The organism is Leptothrix ochracea, assembly GCF_041083635.1.
Classification (GTDB): domain Bacteria; phylum Pseudomonadota; class Gammaproteobacteria; order Burkholderiales; family Burkholderiaceae_C; genus Sphaerotilus; species Sphaerotilus ochraceus.
The window spans coordinates 243,631-256,804 of sequence record NZ_JBFPHB010000007.1 but is presented as its reverse complement, the minus strand read 5'-3'; the positions used below and the strand labels follow the sequence as shown (position 1 = coordinate 256,804).

The 13,174-nt window shown below is 60.6% G+C and carries 10 protein-coding genes; 6 read left to right on the top strand and 4 right to left on the bottom strand.

What is annotated here, in order from left to right; all coding sequences use genetic code 11:
- Positions 1-11: 11 nt before the first annotated feature.
- Positions 12-908 carry a carbonic anhydrase gene (locus AB3X39_RS04075; RefSeq protein ID WP_369416070.1) on the bottom strand — a complete coding sequence of 299 codons (897 nt, stop codon included), beginning with the start codon at positions 906-908 and terminating at the stop codon, positions 12-14.
- Between the two features lie 95 nt (positions 909-1,003).
- Complete coding sequence (locus AB3X39_RS04070) at positions 1,004-3,259, bottom strand: Orn/Lys/Arg family decarboxylase (RefSeq protein WP_369416069.1); 2,256 nt, start codon at positions 3,257-3,259, stop codon at positions 1,004-1,006.
- A gap of 105 nt (positions 3,260-3,364) precedes the next feature.
- Between AB3X39_RS04070 and AB3X39_RS04065 the strand changes: the two genes are divergently transcribed.
- The 3 genes from AB3X39_RS04065 to AB3X39_RS04055 are packed head-to-tail and all read left to right on the top strand — an operon-like array spanning position 3,365 to position 5,125.
- Complete coding sequence (locus tag AB3X39_RS04065) at positions 3,365-3,796, top strand: NfeD family protein (protein ID WP_369416068.1); 432 nt, start codon at positions 3,365-3,367, stop codon at positions 3,794-3,796.
- A 43-nt stretch (positions 3,797-3,839) separates the two neighbouring features.
- Entirely contained in the window at positions 3,840-4,760 is a 921-nt protein-coding gene (locus tag AB3X39_RS04060; RefSeq protein WP_369416067.1) for an SPFH domain-containing protein, read from the top strand.
- The gene (locus AB3X39_RS04055) at positions 4,757-5,125 is read left to right on the top strand and encodes a rhodanese-like domain-containing protein (protein WP_369416066.1); all 369 of its coding nucleotides are present in this window, start codon (positions 4,757-4,759) and stop codon (positions 5,123-5,125) included. Before AB3X39_RS04060 ends, AB3X39_RS04055 begins: the two co-directional genes overlap by 4 nt.
- Before the next feature lie 7 nt (positions 5,126-5,132).
- Here AB3X39_RS04055 and AB3X39_RS04050 read toward each other — a convergent pair whose 3' ends face one another.
- Positions 5,133-6,551, bottom strand: coding sequence for an SUMF1/EgtB/PvdO family nonheme iron enzyme (locus tag AB3X39_RS04050; protein ID WP_369416065.1), 1,419 nt, complete (start codon positions 6,549-6,551; stop codon positions 5,133-5,135).
- A gap of 89 nt (positions 6,552-6,640) precedes the next feature.
- Here AB3X39_RS04050 and map point away from each other — a divergent pair, with 89 nt between their 5' ends.
- Positions 6,641-7,453, top strand: coding sequence for a type I methionyl aminopeptidase (map, locus tag AB3X39_RS04045; RefSeq protein ID WP_369416064.1), 813 nt, complete (start codon positions 6,641-6,643; stop codon positions 7,451-7,453).
- 2 nt (positions 7,454-7,455) lie between these two features.
- Positions 7,456-10,050 carry a [protein-PII] uridylyltransferase gene (locus tag AB3X39_RS04040; protein WP_369416063.1) on the top strand — a complete coding sequence of 865 codons (2,595 nt, stop codon included), beginning with the start codon at positions 7,456-7,458 and terminating at the stop codon, positions 10,048-10,050.
- A gap of 48 nt (positions 10,051-10,098) precedes the next feature.
- Here the strand turns inward: AB3X39_RS04040 and AB3X39_RS04035 are convergent, their stop codons facing one another.
- Entirely contained in the window at positions 10,099-12,207 is a 2,109-nt protein-coding gene (locus AB3X39_RS04035; RefSeq protein ID WP_369416062.1) for an EAL domain-containing protein, read from the bottom strand.
- Between the two features lie 141 nt (positions 12,208-12,348).
- Here AB3X39_RS04035 and AB3X39_RS04030 point away from each other — a divergent pair, with 141 nt between their 5' ends.
- Positions 12,349-13,152, top strand: coding sequence for a DUF4349 domain-containing protein (locus AB3X39_RS04030; protein WP_369416061.1), 804 nt, complete (start codon positions 12,349-12,351; stop codon positions 13,150-13,152).
- Positions 13,153-13,174 lie beyond the last annotated feature (22 nt).

Genomic DNA, 13,174 nt, shown 5'->3' with positions numbered 1-13,174 from the left:
TTCATCAAGAATCAGAGCGACTCTTTGATGACACGGTCATTGACCGGCTGGGTCGGACGTGCGTTGGCGTGGAAAATGTGTTGGAAGGCCCGCACGTGAGCGCGGGTCAGCGTGGCATGTTCCTTCAGGATCATCCAGTTGACGCCTTCGCTGCACGGCGGCGTGGTCAGCGAGCCTTCGAGGTTGTAGTACCCCAAGCCCTTCGGCAGCGCTGCGGCCAGATCCAAGCTCAGATCATCCACCGTGATCTTTTCGCCAGGGCGCGGCAGGTGGTCAAACACCGCATCAAGGGCTGAGGGCTCCTTGCCGATATCGATCAACAAAGCCACCACGCCGAGCTTGCCATCAGCGTTCTTGTGCACGAAGTGCGCCACCATCGGGGCGTGCTTGTTCGAAATGGCCTCTTCGCTGGGGGTGTGGAAGTGGAATTGCAGCAGCTCGTAGCTCTGATCGCCGACCTTCAGCTTTTGTCCTGACGGCAAATTAACTTGCACGGTGTGACCGTTGTTCAAGATCACCGGAGCGATGCTGCTGTAGCTGAATTCCAGCGCCGGCAAAGCGGCCTTGACCGTCTTATCGATGTTCACCGGGCTTTGATGCACGCCCTTGGAGCATTCCTCAAAAGCGTGGTCCAGATCACCCCAATGGCCCGGGCCCGTTTCATGCGCATTGACATATTCCCAATGGGCATGGTGCATCGCGTGAGCCGCGTGAGCGCCGCTGGCCACATGTTCAGCAGCATGCGCTTTGACGTCGGTGCGATGGTGGTGACGATGCCCACCGGAAGCTGCCGAAGCAGGCGCCGCCGCCGAAGCCGCAGCGACCGCTGGCTCAGCCGCTTGAGCGGACCAAGCCAGGCCCAGAAACGCCGAGAAAATAGCCGTGCGAATGAATTGAGAATGAATCACGGGGTTGCCCTTTAATCTGTCGTGAAGAAAGCGCGCCATTATTGCGCAAGCCTCTCCACAAAACAGAGTATTTGCCCCGAGATCCAGTGTCGGTCTTACGCCACACAGTCCACATAGTAGCGGCTCGTGCCGTTGCCCAAGTTTTCCTCGACCAAACCGTGCACATCGGTATGGAAGCCGGGGAAGTGTTGGTTGAACTCGCGGGCAAAACGCAGGTAGTCCACGATCTTCTTGTTGAAGCGTTCCCCCGGGATCAACAGCGGGATGCCCGGTGGATACGGCGTCAGCAGCGAGGTGGTGATGCGACCTTCAAGGGCGTCGATATCAACCCGCTCGGTGGTGCGGCGAGCGATGTGGGCAAAGGCATCGCTGGGCTTCATGGCCGGTTGCAGATCAGAGAGGTACATCTCGGTGGTGAGCCGCGCGATATCACCCTTGGCATAGGCCTCGTGCATGGTCTGGCAGAGATCCTTCAGGCCCATCTTTTCGTATTGCGGATGGGCTTGGCAGAACTCGGGCAGGATGCGCCACATGGATGCATTGCGGTCGTAGTCGTCCTTGAACTGCTGCAAGGCCGTGAGCAGCGTGTTCCAGCGGCCCTTGGTGATACCGATGGTGAACAGGATGAAGAACGAGTACAGCCCGGTCTTTTCCACCACCACGCCATGCTCGGCCAAGAACTTGGTCACGATGGCGGCCGGAATACCGGTCTTGGCGAACTTGCCCGACACGTCCAGCCCCGGGGTGATCAAGGTGCATTTGATCGGGTCGAGCATGTTGAAGCCGGTCGCCAAGCCGCCAAAACCGTGCCACTTGTCGTTGGTCTTGAGGGTCCAGTCTTCGGGCTTGCCGATGCCATCGGTCGCCAGCTTGTCCGGGCCCCAGACCTTGAACCACCAGTCTTTGCCGAATTCTTTGTCCACCTTGCGCATGGCACGGCGGAAGGCCAACGATTCCTTCAGGCTTTCTTCCACCAAGGCGGTGCCACCTGGGGGCTCCATCATCGCGGCGGCCACATCGCACGAAGCAATGATGGCGTACTGCGGGCTGGTGGAGCTGTGCATCAAGTAGGCCTCGTTAAAGAGGCTGCGGTCCAGCTTGCGGCCCTTGGAGTCCTGCACCAGCACTTGGGAGGCTTGACTCAAACCGGCCAACAGTTTGTGCGTGCTTTGGGTGGCGTAGACCAGCGATTCAGCCGCCCGCTCGCGGCCCTTGCCCATGGCGTGGTACTTCGAATAGAAGCGGTGGAAGGCGGCGTGCGGCAACCAAGCTTCGTCAAAATGGACCGCCTCGACCCAGCCGTCCATCATGCGGGTGATGGTTTCAGCGTTGTAGAGCACACCGTCGTAGGTGCTCTGCGTCACGGTGAGGATGCGCGGCTTGATGGTTGTCGGGTCCACACCTTCCAAGAGCGGATGGGCGCGGATCTTGCGCTCGATCGATTCGCGGGTGAATTCGCTCTCGGGGATCGGGCCGATGATGCCGAAGTGATTGCGCGTCGGCGTCAAGAACACTGGGATCGCCCCGGTCATGATGATCGCGTGCAGGATCGACTTGTGGCAGTTGCGGTCCACCAGCACCACATCGTTCGGCGCCACCGTGTGGTGCCAGACCATCTTGTTCGACGTCGAGGTGCCGTTGGTGACGAAGTAACAGTGATCGGCGTTGAAGATGCGCGCGGCGTTGCGCTCCGAGGCCGCCACCGGGCCGGTGTGGTCAAGCAGCTGGCCGAGTTCTTCGACCGCGTTGCAGACGTCAGCGCGCAGCATGTTTTCACCGAAGAACTGGTGAAACATCTGCCCGATCGGGCTCTTCAGGAAGGCCACGCCGCCCGAGTGTCCTGGGCAGTGCCACGAATAGGAGCCATCGGCTGCATAGCCCAAAAGCGCCCGGAAGAACGGTGGGGCCAGCGAGTCGAGGTAGCTGCGGGTTTCACGGATGATGTGACGCGCCACGAATTCGGGCGTGTCCTCAAACATGTGGATGAAGCCGTGGAGCTCGCGCAAGATGTCGTTGGTGATGTGTTGCGAGGTGCGTGTTTCGCCATAGAGGTAGATCGGAATTTCAGCATTACGGAAGCGGATTTCGGCGATGAAGTTACGCAGCTTGACGATGGCAGGATCTTGCTCAGGCCCGGGCGTGAACTCTTCATCGTCGATGGACAAGATGAACGCCCCAGCGCGGCTTTGCTGCTGGGCAAACTGCGAAAGATCGCCATAACTGGTCACACCAAGGATCTCCATCCCTTCTTTCTCGATGGCCTGCGCCAAGGCTCGGATACCCAAACCCGAGGTGTTTTCGGAACGGAAGTCTTCGTCAATGATGACGATTGGAAAGTGAAACGGCTGCATGACTGCCTTGGGGATAAAGCGTAAAAAGTTCGCGCAGTGTAGAGCCATCAAGTGACAAACCCGGCCCCTTACACTGTTCGTGGATCAAAGAACTTGGAGGGCAACATGAACGGCACGATGGATGGCAGTGTGGGATGGTGGCTGGTCGCTGGCCTGATGGTCGCTTTGGAGCTGTTAAGTGGCACCTTCTACCTGCTGATGTTGGCCTTGGGTTGCGTGGCAGCGGGTGTGGGTGCGTACCTTGGCGCGGGGAGCTTGATGCAAACCTTGTTGGCCGCAGGCATCGGCGGCAGTGCGGTTCTGGCTTGGCATGGGCTTCGGTCCCGGCCCTCCACGCCATCGACTCAGCTCAACCTTGATGTTGGTCAGCTCGTCCACGTCGATCAGTGGCAGTCTGACGGTACGGCCCGCGTTCACTACCGGGGCACGCTGTGGTCCGCACGGTATCCACAAAGTGACGCAACGCCTGCGCCCGGAGCGCATGTGATCCAAGCTTTGGACGGCAACACGCTGATCCTCGAACCACAACAACACTGACCACAACACCAATCACAACACCGATACCCAAGAAGCCCCTCTCATGGACCCCATTGCCCTCGTCATCCTCTTCATCGCGGTGGTTTTCATCGCCCGCTCACTCAAGGTCGTGCCCCAGCAGCACGCTTGGGTGGTGGAGCGCCTTGGCAAATACCACGCCGTGCTCGCACCCGGACTGAACTTCTTGGTGCCCTTTGTGGATCGGCTCGCCTACCAGCACACGCTCAAGGAAATTGCGCTGGACGTGCCCAGCCAAGTCTGCATCACGCGTGACAACACTCAGCTGCAAGTGGACGGCATCCTCTACTTCCAAGTCACCGATCCACGTCTGGCCAGCTACGGTTCGGCCAACTACGTGATAGCCATCACCCAGCTGGCTCAAACCACCCTGCGCAGCGTGATCGGCAAGATGGAGCTGGATAAAACCTTTGAAGAGCGCGAGGCCATCAACGCCTCGGTGGTCAATGCGCTCGACGACGCCGCCTTGAACTGGGGCGTGAAGGTGCTGCGCTATGAGATCAAGGACTTGACGCCGCCCAAAGAGATCTTGCACGCCATGCAGCAGCAAATCACGGCTGAGCGCGAAAAGCGCGCCCTGATCGCGGCGTCTGAAGGCCGCAAGCAAGAGCAGATCAACATCGCCACCGGCGAGCGCGAATCCTTCATCGCTCGCTCTGAAGGTGAAAAACAGGCTCAGATCAACAAGGCCCAAGGCGAAGCCGCCGCCATTTTGGCCGTGGCTGACGCCACCGCTGACGCGATCCGCAAGATCGCCCAAGCCATTGAGCAGCCCGGCGGCAGCCAAGCCGTGCAACTCAAAGTTGCTGAAAAAGCCGTTGAGGCCTACGCGCAGCTCGCGCAGAAGAACAACACCATGATCGTGCCGGGCAACATGAGCGAGGTCTCAGGGCTGATCGGCACCGCCATGGCGTTGATGAAAAACACCCCACCCACGTCACGATGAACACCCCCCTGAACACCACGCCTTGGGCTCAAGCTGACAACGGCCAGACCGTTGATTTAGAAACCGCACGTGCCACGTTGGAAGAAGGTCGCATTGCCGTCTTTGACCTGCGCGAACCCTTTGAACACGCGACCGGGGTGGCCGCTGGGGCGCGGCTGTTGCCCATGAGTCAGATCAACGCTCGCTTGGCTGAAATCCCCACGGATCAACCGGTCTTGCTGATGTGCAACACCCAAAACCGCTCACGCATGATCGCCGAGGCCCTTTGGGAGCGCGGTTACAAGCATGTGCGCTACGTGATTGGCGGCATGAGCCTGTGGACGCTCCACGGCTGGCCCAAGGTACCACCACCGGCGGGATCATGACGGCGTGTTAGGGCAACGAACGGGCGACACGCAAGCCCAGGTCGTCGTTGCTGAAGGTCGGCACCGACTTGATGCGCAAAGCGGTGCGGACTTCTTTGGGGAAGCCGTACCAGCTGCCCCCCCGGTAAAGACGCAAGGGGCAATCCAGCGCCAGCCGGGGGCTGCCGTCCACCGGCGCGCCTTGATACGTGGCGTGATAGCAGTCATCCACCCATTCCCACACATTGCCCAGCATGTCGTAAAGGCCAAAGGCATTGGGTCGATAGCTGCCAACCGGTGCGGTTTGAGCGAAAGCATCATCACAGTCAAAGGTTTCTGCCCAGTCGGGGTGTTTTTGACGGGCGCTTTGATCGGCCACATTGGCAAACAAACAAGCGCGCTCAGTCGAGTTACCCCAATAGCGCAACTTGTCGGTGCCCGCCCGAGCCGCGTATTCCCACTCAGCTTCCGTCAAGAGGCGATACACCTTGCCGGATTTCTCTGAGAGCCACTCGGTGTAGCCCACCGCTTGCTCGTAATTGATATGAATCACGGGCCGTCGCCCCTCGCCCCAACCGCCATCCCAAGCCGGGCGACAAGCATGCTCGGCCACGCAGACGTTCCATTCCTCGAAGGTGATCTCAAACTTGCCCACGGCAAAGGGATGGGCCAGCACCACCTTGTGTGCCGGGGTCTCGCTCTCATAGAGCCCTGTCTCTGAGGCCGATGAGCCCATGGTGAAGGAGCCGGCAGGCACCACCACCATCTCCGGGCAGCTCACGCAGTCCCGAAAAACCGTGCCGGCCGCCGGTATGGGCGCGGCGGCAACGGGGGCCGGTGCTATGGGCAGCGCCGATGCCGGTGCTGATACCGGTGCTGATACCGGTGCTGATACCGGTGCTGATGCCGGTGCTGATACAGGTGCCGGTGCCAGTGGTGCAGAAGCGGGTAGCGGCGGAACCACCGCCGAAGCGGCCACGGGAGAAGGAGCCACAGCAGGGACGACAACCCGCGCTGCCGGTGTTGCCAAGGCAGAAGCCGCCGGTGCTGGGGGGCGTGGAACGACGGGGACGACCGATGACTTATCACCGGCCAAACGCTGACGAGCCCAGGCGGCGGCCTCAGAACTGGGCGCCAGCACAACCGCTTGCTGGTAAGCCTGACGCGCCTTATCGCTTTGCTTCAAGGCTTCATAGCTCTCCGCCAAATAAAATTGGGCTTGAGCGTTGTTGGCATCCACCGCCAAACTCTGCCTGAACTTACCGGCCGCGCGGGCCATCTTGCCGGCCTTGAAAAGCTCCAACCCCACCGAAAAATCATCGCTGGCCGAAGGGGGGACCACGGTCTGCCCGACGACCAACCCTGAACCCAAGGCCAAGCCAACACCGCACAACAGCAGCGACAAGCGTGATCGGCGTGACAAGCGTGAAGTGACGTGTGAAAACATGCTTTGATGAAGCTTGGATGAAGAGATAAGACCCGTATCAAAAGGCTCGCAGCACGGATGTTACGGGCAAATGAGGATAATCCGCCCCTATGTCGATCACGATCAAATCCGCTTCAGACATTGAAGGCATGCGCATCGCTTGCCGTCTGGCCTCCGAGGTTCTTGACTATCTGGAACCCTTTGTTAAACCCGGCGTGACCACCAACGAGTTGGACAAGCTCTGTCACGACTACATGGTGAACGTCCAGCAGTGCATTCCGGCGCCGCTCAACTACGCCCCACCGGGCTATGCGCCTTATCCCAAATCGATCTGCACCTCGATCAACCATCAGGTCTGCCACGGCATCCCCAGCGACCGGGCGCTCAAAGATGGGGAGGTCATCAACGTGGACATCACCACCATCAAGGATGGCTGGCACGGTGACACCAGCCGCATGTTTGCCGTGGGCAAAAGCGTTTCCATCGCCGCCAAGCGCCTGTGCGCCTTGACCCATGAGGCCATGTGGCACGGCATCATGCAGGTCAAACCGGGTGCGCGACTGGGCGACATTGGTCAAGCGATTCAGCGCTTTGCTGAAGGCAATGGCCTGTCCGTGGTGCGTGAGTTCTGCGGCCACGGTATCGGCCTTGAATTCCACGAAGACCCCCAAGTGCTGCATTACGGCAAAGCGGGCACGGGCGAACTGTTGCGCCCAGGCATGGTCTTCACCATCGAACCCATGATCAACGCGGGCAAGCGTGAGATCAAAGATTCGGGCGATGGCTGGACCATCATCACCAAAGACCGCTCGCTCTCCGCGCAGTGGGAACACACCGTGGTGGTCACCGATGTCGGGTTTGAAGTGCTCACTTTGTCGGCGGGCAGCCCTCCCATCCCACCCTTTGCCAAAGCCAAGTCCTGAGCATGGTGGCCGCACCCTTGGGTATCCCGGAGCTGCGCCGGCAATGGCGTGAAGGCCGCGCCGCGCTGATCGAGCAGTTTCGCCAAGGACCGGCCCAAGCAGCTGCGGCTGAACGACTGGTACGCCGCATCAGCCGTTTGGCCGACACCACGTTGCAACGGCTTTGGGTGGAAAGCCAGATGCCCCGAGGTGCCGCGTTGGTGGCCGTGGGGGGCTACGGACGAGGGGAACTGTTCCCCTACTCTGACGTCGATGTGCTGATCTTGTTGCCGGAACAAGGTGAGCGCCCCGTCGATGACGATGACCCCATGAAAGCCGTGCTCGAAGGCTTTATCACGGCTTGCTGGGATGTGGGGTTGGAATTGGGCTCATCGGTTCGAACCGTGAGTGAATGCCTGACCGAAGCGCAAGCTGACATCACCGTTCAGACCGCCTTGCTCGAAAGCCGTCGTCTGTGCGGCACGCGGCGGGTGTACGACCAATTCCGCCAATGCACACGAGCCAGCATCCAGCCGGCCGCTTTTTTGCGGGCCAAGACGCTGGAGCTGCGGCAACGCCACATCAAATTCGAAGACACCCCTTACGCCTTGGAGCCCAACTGCAAAGAAAGCCCGGGCGGCTTGCGCGACGTGCAGGTGCTGCGCTGGATCGCCCATGCCGCCGGGTTGGGCCGTTCTTGGTCCGAGATGGCCGGCAAGGGCCTGATCAGTCGCTTTGAGGCGCAGCAACTCCAGCGCAACGAAGGGTTGCTCAAACTGATTCGGGCGCGCTTGCACATCGTGGCGGGGCGTCGCGAAGACCGTTTGATCTTCGATTTGCAAACCGCTGTGGCCGAGACGTTCGGCTACACCTCGACCCTCAAGCAGCGCGCCAGCGAGGCGCTGATGCGGCGCTATTACTGGGCCGCCAAAGCCGTCAACCAACTCAACGGCCTGTTGCTGCAAAACATTGAAGAACGCGTGCTTGGGGCGCAAAACGCGCCGATGCGCCCCATCGATGCGCGCTTCTTTGATCGGGCGGGCTTGCTGGAAGTGGCCAGCGATGATCTTTACCAACGAGATCCGCATGCCATCTTGCAGACCTTCTTGGTGTTCCAGCAACAAGTGGGCATCACCGGATTTTCGACCCGCACCCTGCGCGCGCTCTACAACGCCCGGGGCATGATGAATCACGCCTTTCGCATCGATCCAGTCAACCGCGCCACCTTCATGGCGATCTTGCGTCAGCCCAGAGGCCAAACGCACGCTTTCCGGCTGATGAACGAAACCTCGGTCTTGGGGCGCTATCTGTGGGTCTTCCGGCGCATCGTCGGCCAGATGCAGCACGACTTGTTCCACGTCTACACCGTGGATCAGCACATCTTGATGGTGCTGCGCAACATGCGGCGCTTCTTTGTGCCCGAGCACACCCACGAGTACCCTTTTTGCTCGAACTTGGCGGCCCATTGGGATCAACCGTGGATCCTGTTTGTGGCCGCACTCTTTCACGACGTGGCCAAAGGCCGAGGGGGCGATCACTCCGAGCTGGGTGCGGTCGAAGTGCGCCGTTTTTGCCGCGACCATGCGATCGAACGCGAAGACGCCCGCTTGATCGAATTCTTGGTGCGCGAGCACCTGACCTTCTCACACGTGGCGCAGAAGGAAGATCTCTCCGACCCCGAAGTGATCGACGCTTTTGCCAAGCGGATGCAAGACCCACGTCGTCTGACCGCGCTTTATCTGCTCACGGTCTGCGACATCCGAGGCACCAGCCCCAAGGTCTGGAACGCATGGAAGGGCAAGCTGCTCGAAGACCTGTACCGCGCCACCCTGCGCGCGCTGGGCGGTGAACGCCCCAACGGCGCAGCGGACGTTGAAACCCGCAAACTCGAAGCGCGGCAGATGCTGGCCCTGCATTCGGTGCTGCCGGGCAGCGAAGAAGCGCTCTGGTCCACGCTGGATCTGAACTATTTCACCCGCCACGACAGCGGCGAGATCGCTTGGCACGCCCGCGCCATCAAGCGCAAGGCCCAAACCACGCAGCCGCTGGTGAGCGCCCGCGTCTCCCCCGTGGGGGAAGGCTTGCAGGTGCTGGTCTACGCCCCAGACCGCCCCGATCTGTTCGCCCGGATCTGCGGCTATTTCGACAGCGCGCAGTTCAGCATCTTGGATGCCCGCATCCACACCACCCGCGCCGGCTACGCCTTGGACACTTTCCAAGTCATCGCCACGCATTTGGTCGATTACGCTTACCGCGACTTGATCCATTTGGTCGAACACCAGATGGCCGAAGGACTCGATCAGGACGGCCCCCTGCCCCTGCCCTCACGCGGGCGGCTCTCGCGCCGGGTCAAATCGTTCCCCGTGGCCCCACGCATCCAACTGCGTCCCGACGAAAAAGCCCAACGCTGGTTGCTTTCGGTCTCGGCCAGCGACCGCTCCGGCCTGCTCTACGCCATCGCCCGGGTCTTGGCGCAGCATGACATCAACCTGCAACTGGCCAAAGTCATCACCTTGGGCGAACGGGTCGAAGACACCTTCCTCATCAACGGCGCGGCCCTGCAACACAACCGCCAACAACTGGCGTTTGAATCCGATTTGTTGGATGCGCTCGGATAACCCCCATGGATCGGTGGAGGGGATGCGGGGATGCGGCTCTCGTGGCGCTCACACCTTGCTCTGCACCAAGCGCCGCAGGCGTTGTTTGGAGGCGTCCATGGCCAAGCGCAACTGGTCACGCCCATCGTCTCGACCCGCAGCTTCCCGAGCCATGGTGGTGAAGCACGCGTAGTCGCGGTGCCATGCGATGTGCTCCGCCTCCAGCGCCTCATCCCCGCCCAAGCGGGCAAGGATGGTGTGCAATGGGCAACAGGTGGCGTCCGACAGGGAACTCACGTCGATCACATCGCTCAGGGTCGTCAGCGCTTGGCGCATCACAAACAAGCGCGCCACGTGGCGACTGTACCAGCCGTGCAAGGAGTTGGGAAAGATCGGTGCTGGCCGACGCTCAAAAGTGGCCATCCACGCCCCAAGATCGGCAGCGCGCATCGGCCGGGCGATGGCGTAGCCCTGAAGCAAGAGCCGGTCGAGGCTGCCGAGCATGTCGTAGATCCCGGCCGTTTCGACCCCTTCGGCCACACAGTCCAAGCCGCGCTGTTCGGCCAGCAGGGCCAAGGTCAGGATGAAATCGAGCTTGTCGAAGTTGCTTTGCAGCGGGCGCACAAAGCTCTGATCAATCTTGATGCCCGTGATCGGCAAGGTCGCCAGCCGCAGCAGCGAAGACTCCCCCGAACCCACGTCGTCAAGCAGGATCGAGAAGCCAGCGTCACGCAGGGCCCGCAAGGCGTCGAGCATCAACGGGTCGTCAGTCAGGGCTGATTCGATGATCTCAAAGCCGATGCGTTGCGGGTCGCCCCCCAGACGCGCCACACGCTCGGGCAGGCTGAGCAGCCAGTCGGTTTGGCGCATCACTTCGGTGGGCAAATTCACGCTGGCATGCACCCCCGCCAACTCGGGCCGCGCCATGTCTTCGATGCTCTTGGCCAAGGTGGCCTCAAACAGATCGAGCAACTGCGTCGCACCGAAGGCCGCCAAAAACTTATCGGGCGAGATGATGCTGGCATCGTCGCCAGCGCCGTTTTGCAGCCGTGCCAGCGCCTCAACCTTCACCACCCGTTGTTGGCGTGGATCCACGATGGGCTGGTAATGCATCTTGACGCGCCCTTGGGCCAGCAAGTGGCGGTAATGCAGGCCGTCGCTCAACCGATGGCGTCGCTTGCCACCGTGACGCGCCAGCCCTTCCATGGTCATGCCGATTTGATCGGCCAGCCGCTGCCAGTAGCGCTGCTGAGTCGGGTTGGCAAAGTGGCCCGGCCAGCGGCTGAAGACAAACAAACAGGCATCCGGGGCCCCTTGAGCGCTGCGGGTCGGCCACAAGCCCATCGAGCGGGCCCCTAGGCGCTCGCACTCGGCTTGCAGCTCAGGCGTCAACACATCGGTCTGTGCCACGCTGGGAATGATCAGCGGCTTTTCGTCAAACCACGCTTGTTGCAAGTAAGGGGCCGCCACCGTTGGGTAGACGCCCCCCTCAGCGTCGTACAGCACCTGCCCTGTGGCCAGCAAGTGGCGATAGGTGCCGTTGCGAATGCCGCCCAGCGCCACCCCCGCAATCTCACCTTGATCGTGCACCGTGGCCAGCACCTGTTGGACGTAATCCAGCACATGACTGGCCTCGTACCCGAGCATCACCACGTCTTCCAGCAAGGCCAAGCGGGCGTGTTCCCACTGTGCAAAAGCATCGAGCTGACCGATCAGATCGTGTTGAAAGCGCTGGTTGAGCACCAAATGCAAGGGCAGATGGCTCTGCAAAACCGCAGGATCTTCAGCCACCAAACCTTCACCGATGGTTTGGGCATAGAGCAGCGAAGCATCGCTCAGCATCCCCAGTGACAAGCCGACATTCACGTGACGCATGCCCACGCTCACAGCGATCCGGTGGTGCTCCTCGGCGGTCAAATCCGGCGCCAGAATCGCCTCCAGATGCCGCCGCTGACCCTCGCGCAGATGCACCATCTCAGACGGTGTGAGCAGATGCAGCACTTTCGCCGCCTCGGGCTTGGTCATCAAGCGGCGATAAAACAGCTCGACCACATGCGCCACAAACGCTCCCAAGCTCGGCTCGAAATCTCTCAACAAGGCACTGGCTTGTGGCCCATACGCCACCACCGACCACGGTGTTTGGCCCTTCTCAGCAGCTTGGATGTCGGTGGTGCTCATGGCGAACTCGCTCCATTGGTCTTGACCAAAATTGAGTAGATCACACCTCTCAAAACGTAACCCCATCCTTCCGAGCCAAGGATCCCCCAAAGCAATGGGCTAGGATGTTTTTGAGATCCTCCATCCTTTTTCAAAACCCCCATGAAAAACGTCCTCACGCTGATTGGGATCTGCTTGGTCATGACCGCTTGCAGCCGACCTTCTGAAGACACGTCAGCGGCTTCCAGCGGTCCACGCCAAGCGATTCGCTCGGAGGATTCCGGTGAACTGATGGCCTATGAGCATCAGGTGAATGTGGTTGTGGAGGAAAACCGTGTTGTGCCTCTGCACAAAGAAGCTGAAGCCGCCTGCCTGAAAGCGGTGGCCGAGAAATGCATGGTCCTGCATTCAGAGATCAACACTGAGCACATGCTGAGCCCCACCGCAACCACGTTGCGCCTACGCAGCACCGCTGCGGGCGTCAAGGCGGTGCGCGACAGTTTGGTCCTCAAGGGCAAGATCGTCAGTCAAGTCACCAAGGCCGAGAACTTATCCAAGCCCATCCAAGACACGGCCCAAAAACTGGCCATGCTGACGGATTACCGCAGCAAACTCGAAGCACTGCGCCACACCACAGGCGCCCCGATCGACGCGCTGATCAAGATCAACAAGGAACTGGCTCAAGTTCAAAGCGATCTTGAAACAGCCGCAGCCGAGAAAGCCGGCCTGATGCAAAAGGTCGAAACCGAGCTTCTGGAGCTGAATATCACCTCCTCTGAACAGCGCTCCGCGTGGTATCCCGCCAAACTGGCCTTGCGCTCCTTTGGCAAAAATCTTGCCGATGGGTTTGGCCTCGCCATCTCCGCGCTGGCCTACCTCATCCCCTTCGGCTTGGTGCTTGGCACCCTTGGCTGGATCAGCCGGCAACTCTGGTGCCGCCTCAAAACCTTCCGCACGCGGCGCTGACGGCCATCCTTCAACCGATCCC

Bases quoted from the DNA above. Each gene is read 5' to 3' on its own strand.
- AB3X39_RS04070 (WP_369416069.1), bottom strand. From the start codon at position 3,259: ATGCAGCCGTTTCACTTTCCAATCGTCATCATTGACGAAGACTTCCGT.
- AB3X39_RS04065 (WP_369416068.1), top strand. From the start codon at position 3,365: ATGAACGGCACGATGGATGGCAGTGTGGGATGGTGGCTGGTCGCTGGC.
- AB3X39_RS04060 (WP_369416067.1), top strand. From the start codon at position 3,840: ATGGACCCCATTGCCCTCGTCATCCTCTTCATCGCGGTGGTTTTCATC.
- AB3X39_RS04055 (WP_369416066.1), top strand. From the start codon at position 4,757: ATGAACACCCCCCTGAACACCACGCCTTGGGCTCAAGCTGACAACGGC.
- AB3X39_RS04050 (WP_369416065.1), bottom strand. From the start codon at position 6,551: ATGTTTTCACACGTCACTTCACGCTTGTCACGCCGATCACGCTTGTCG.
- map (WP_369416064.1), top strand. From the start codon at position 6,641: ATGTCGATCACGATCAAATCCGCTTCAGACATTGAAGGCATGCGCATC.
- AB3X39_RS04040 (WP_369416063.1), top strand. From the start codon at position 7,456: ATGGTGGCCGCACCCTTGGGTATCCCGGAGCTGCGCCGGCAATGGCGT.
- AB3X39_RS04035 (WP_369416062.1), bottom strand. From the start codon at position 12,207: ATGAGCACCACCGACATCCAAGCTGCTGAGAAGGGCCAAACACCGTGG.
- AB3X39_RS04030 (WP_369416061.1), top strand. From the start codon at position 12,349: ATGAAAAACGTCCTCACGCTGATTGGGATCTGCTTGGTCATGACCGCT.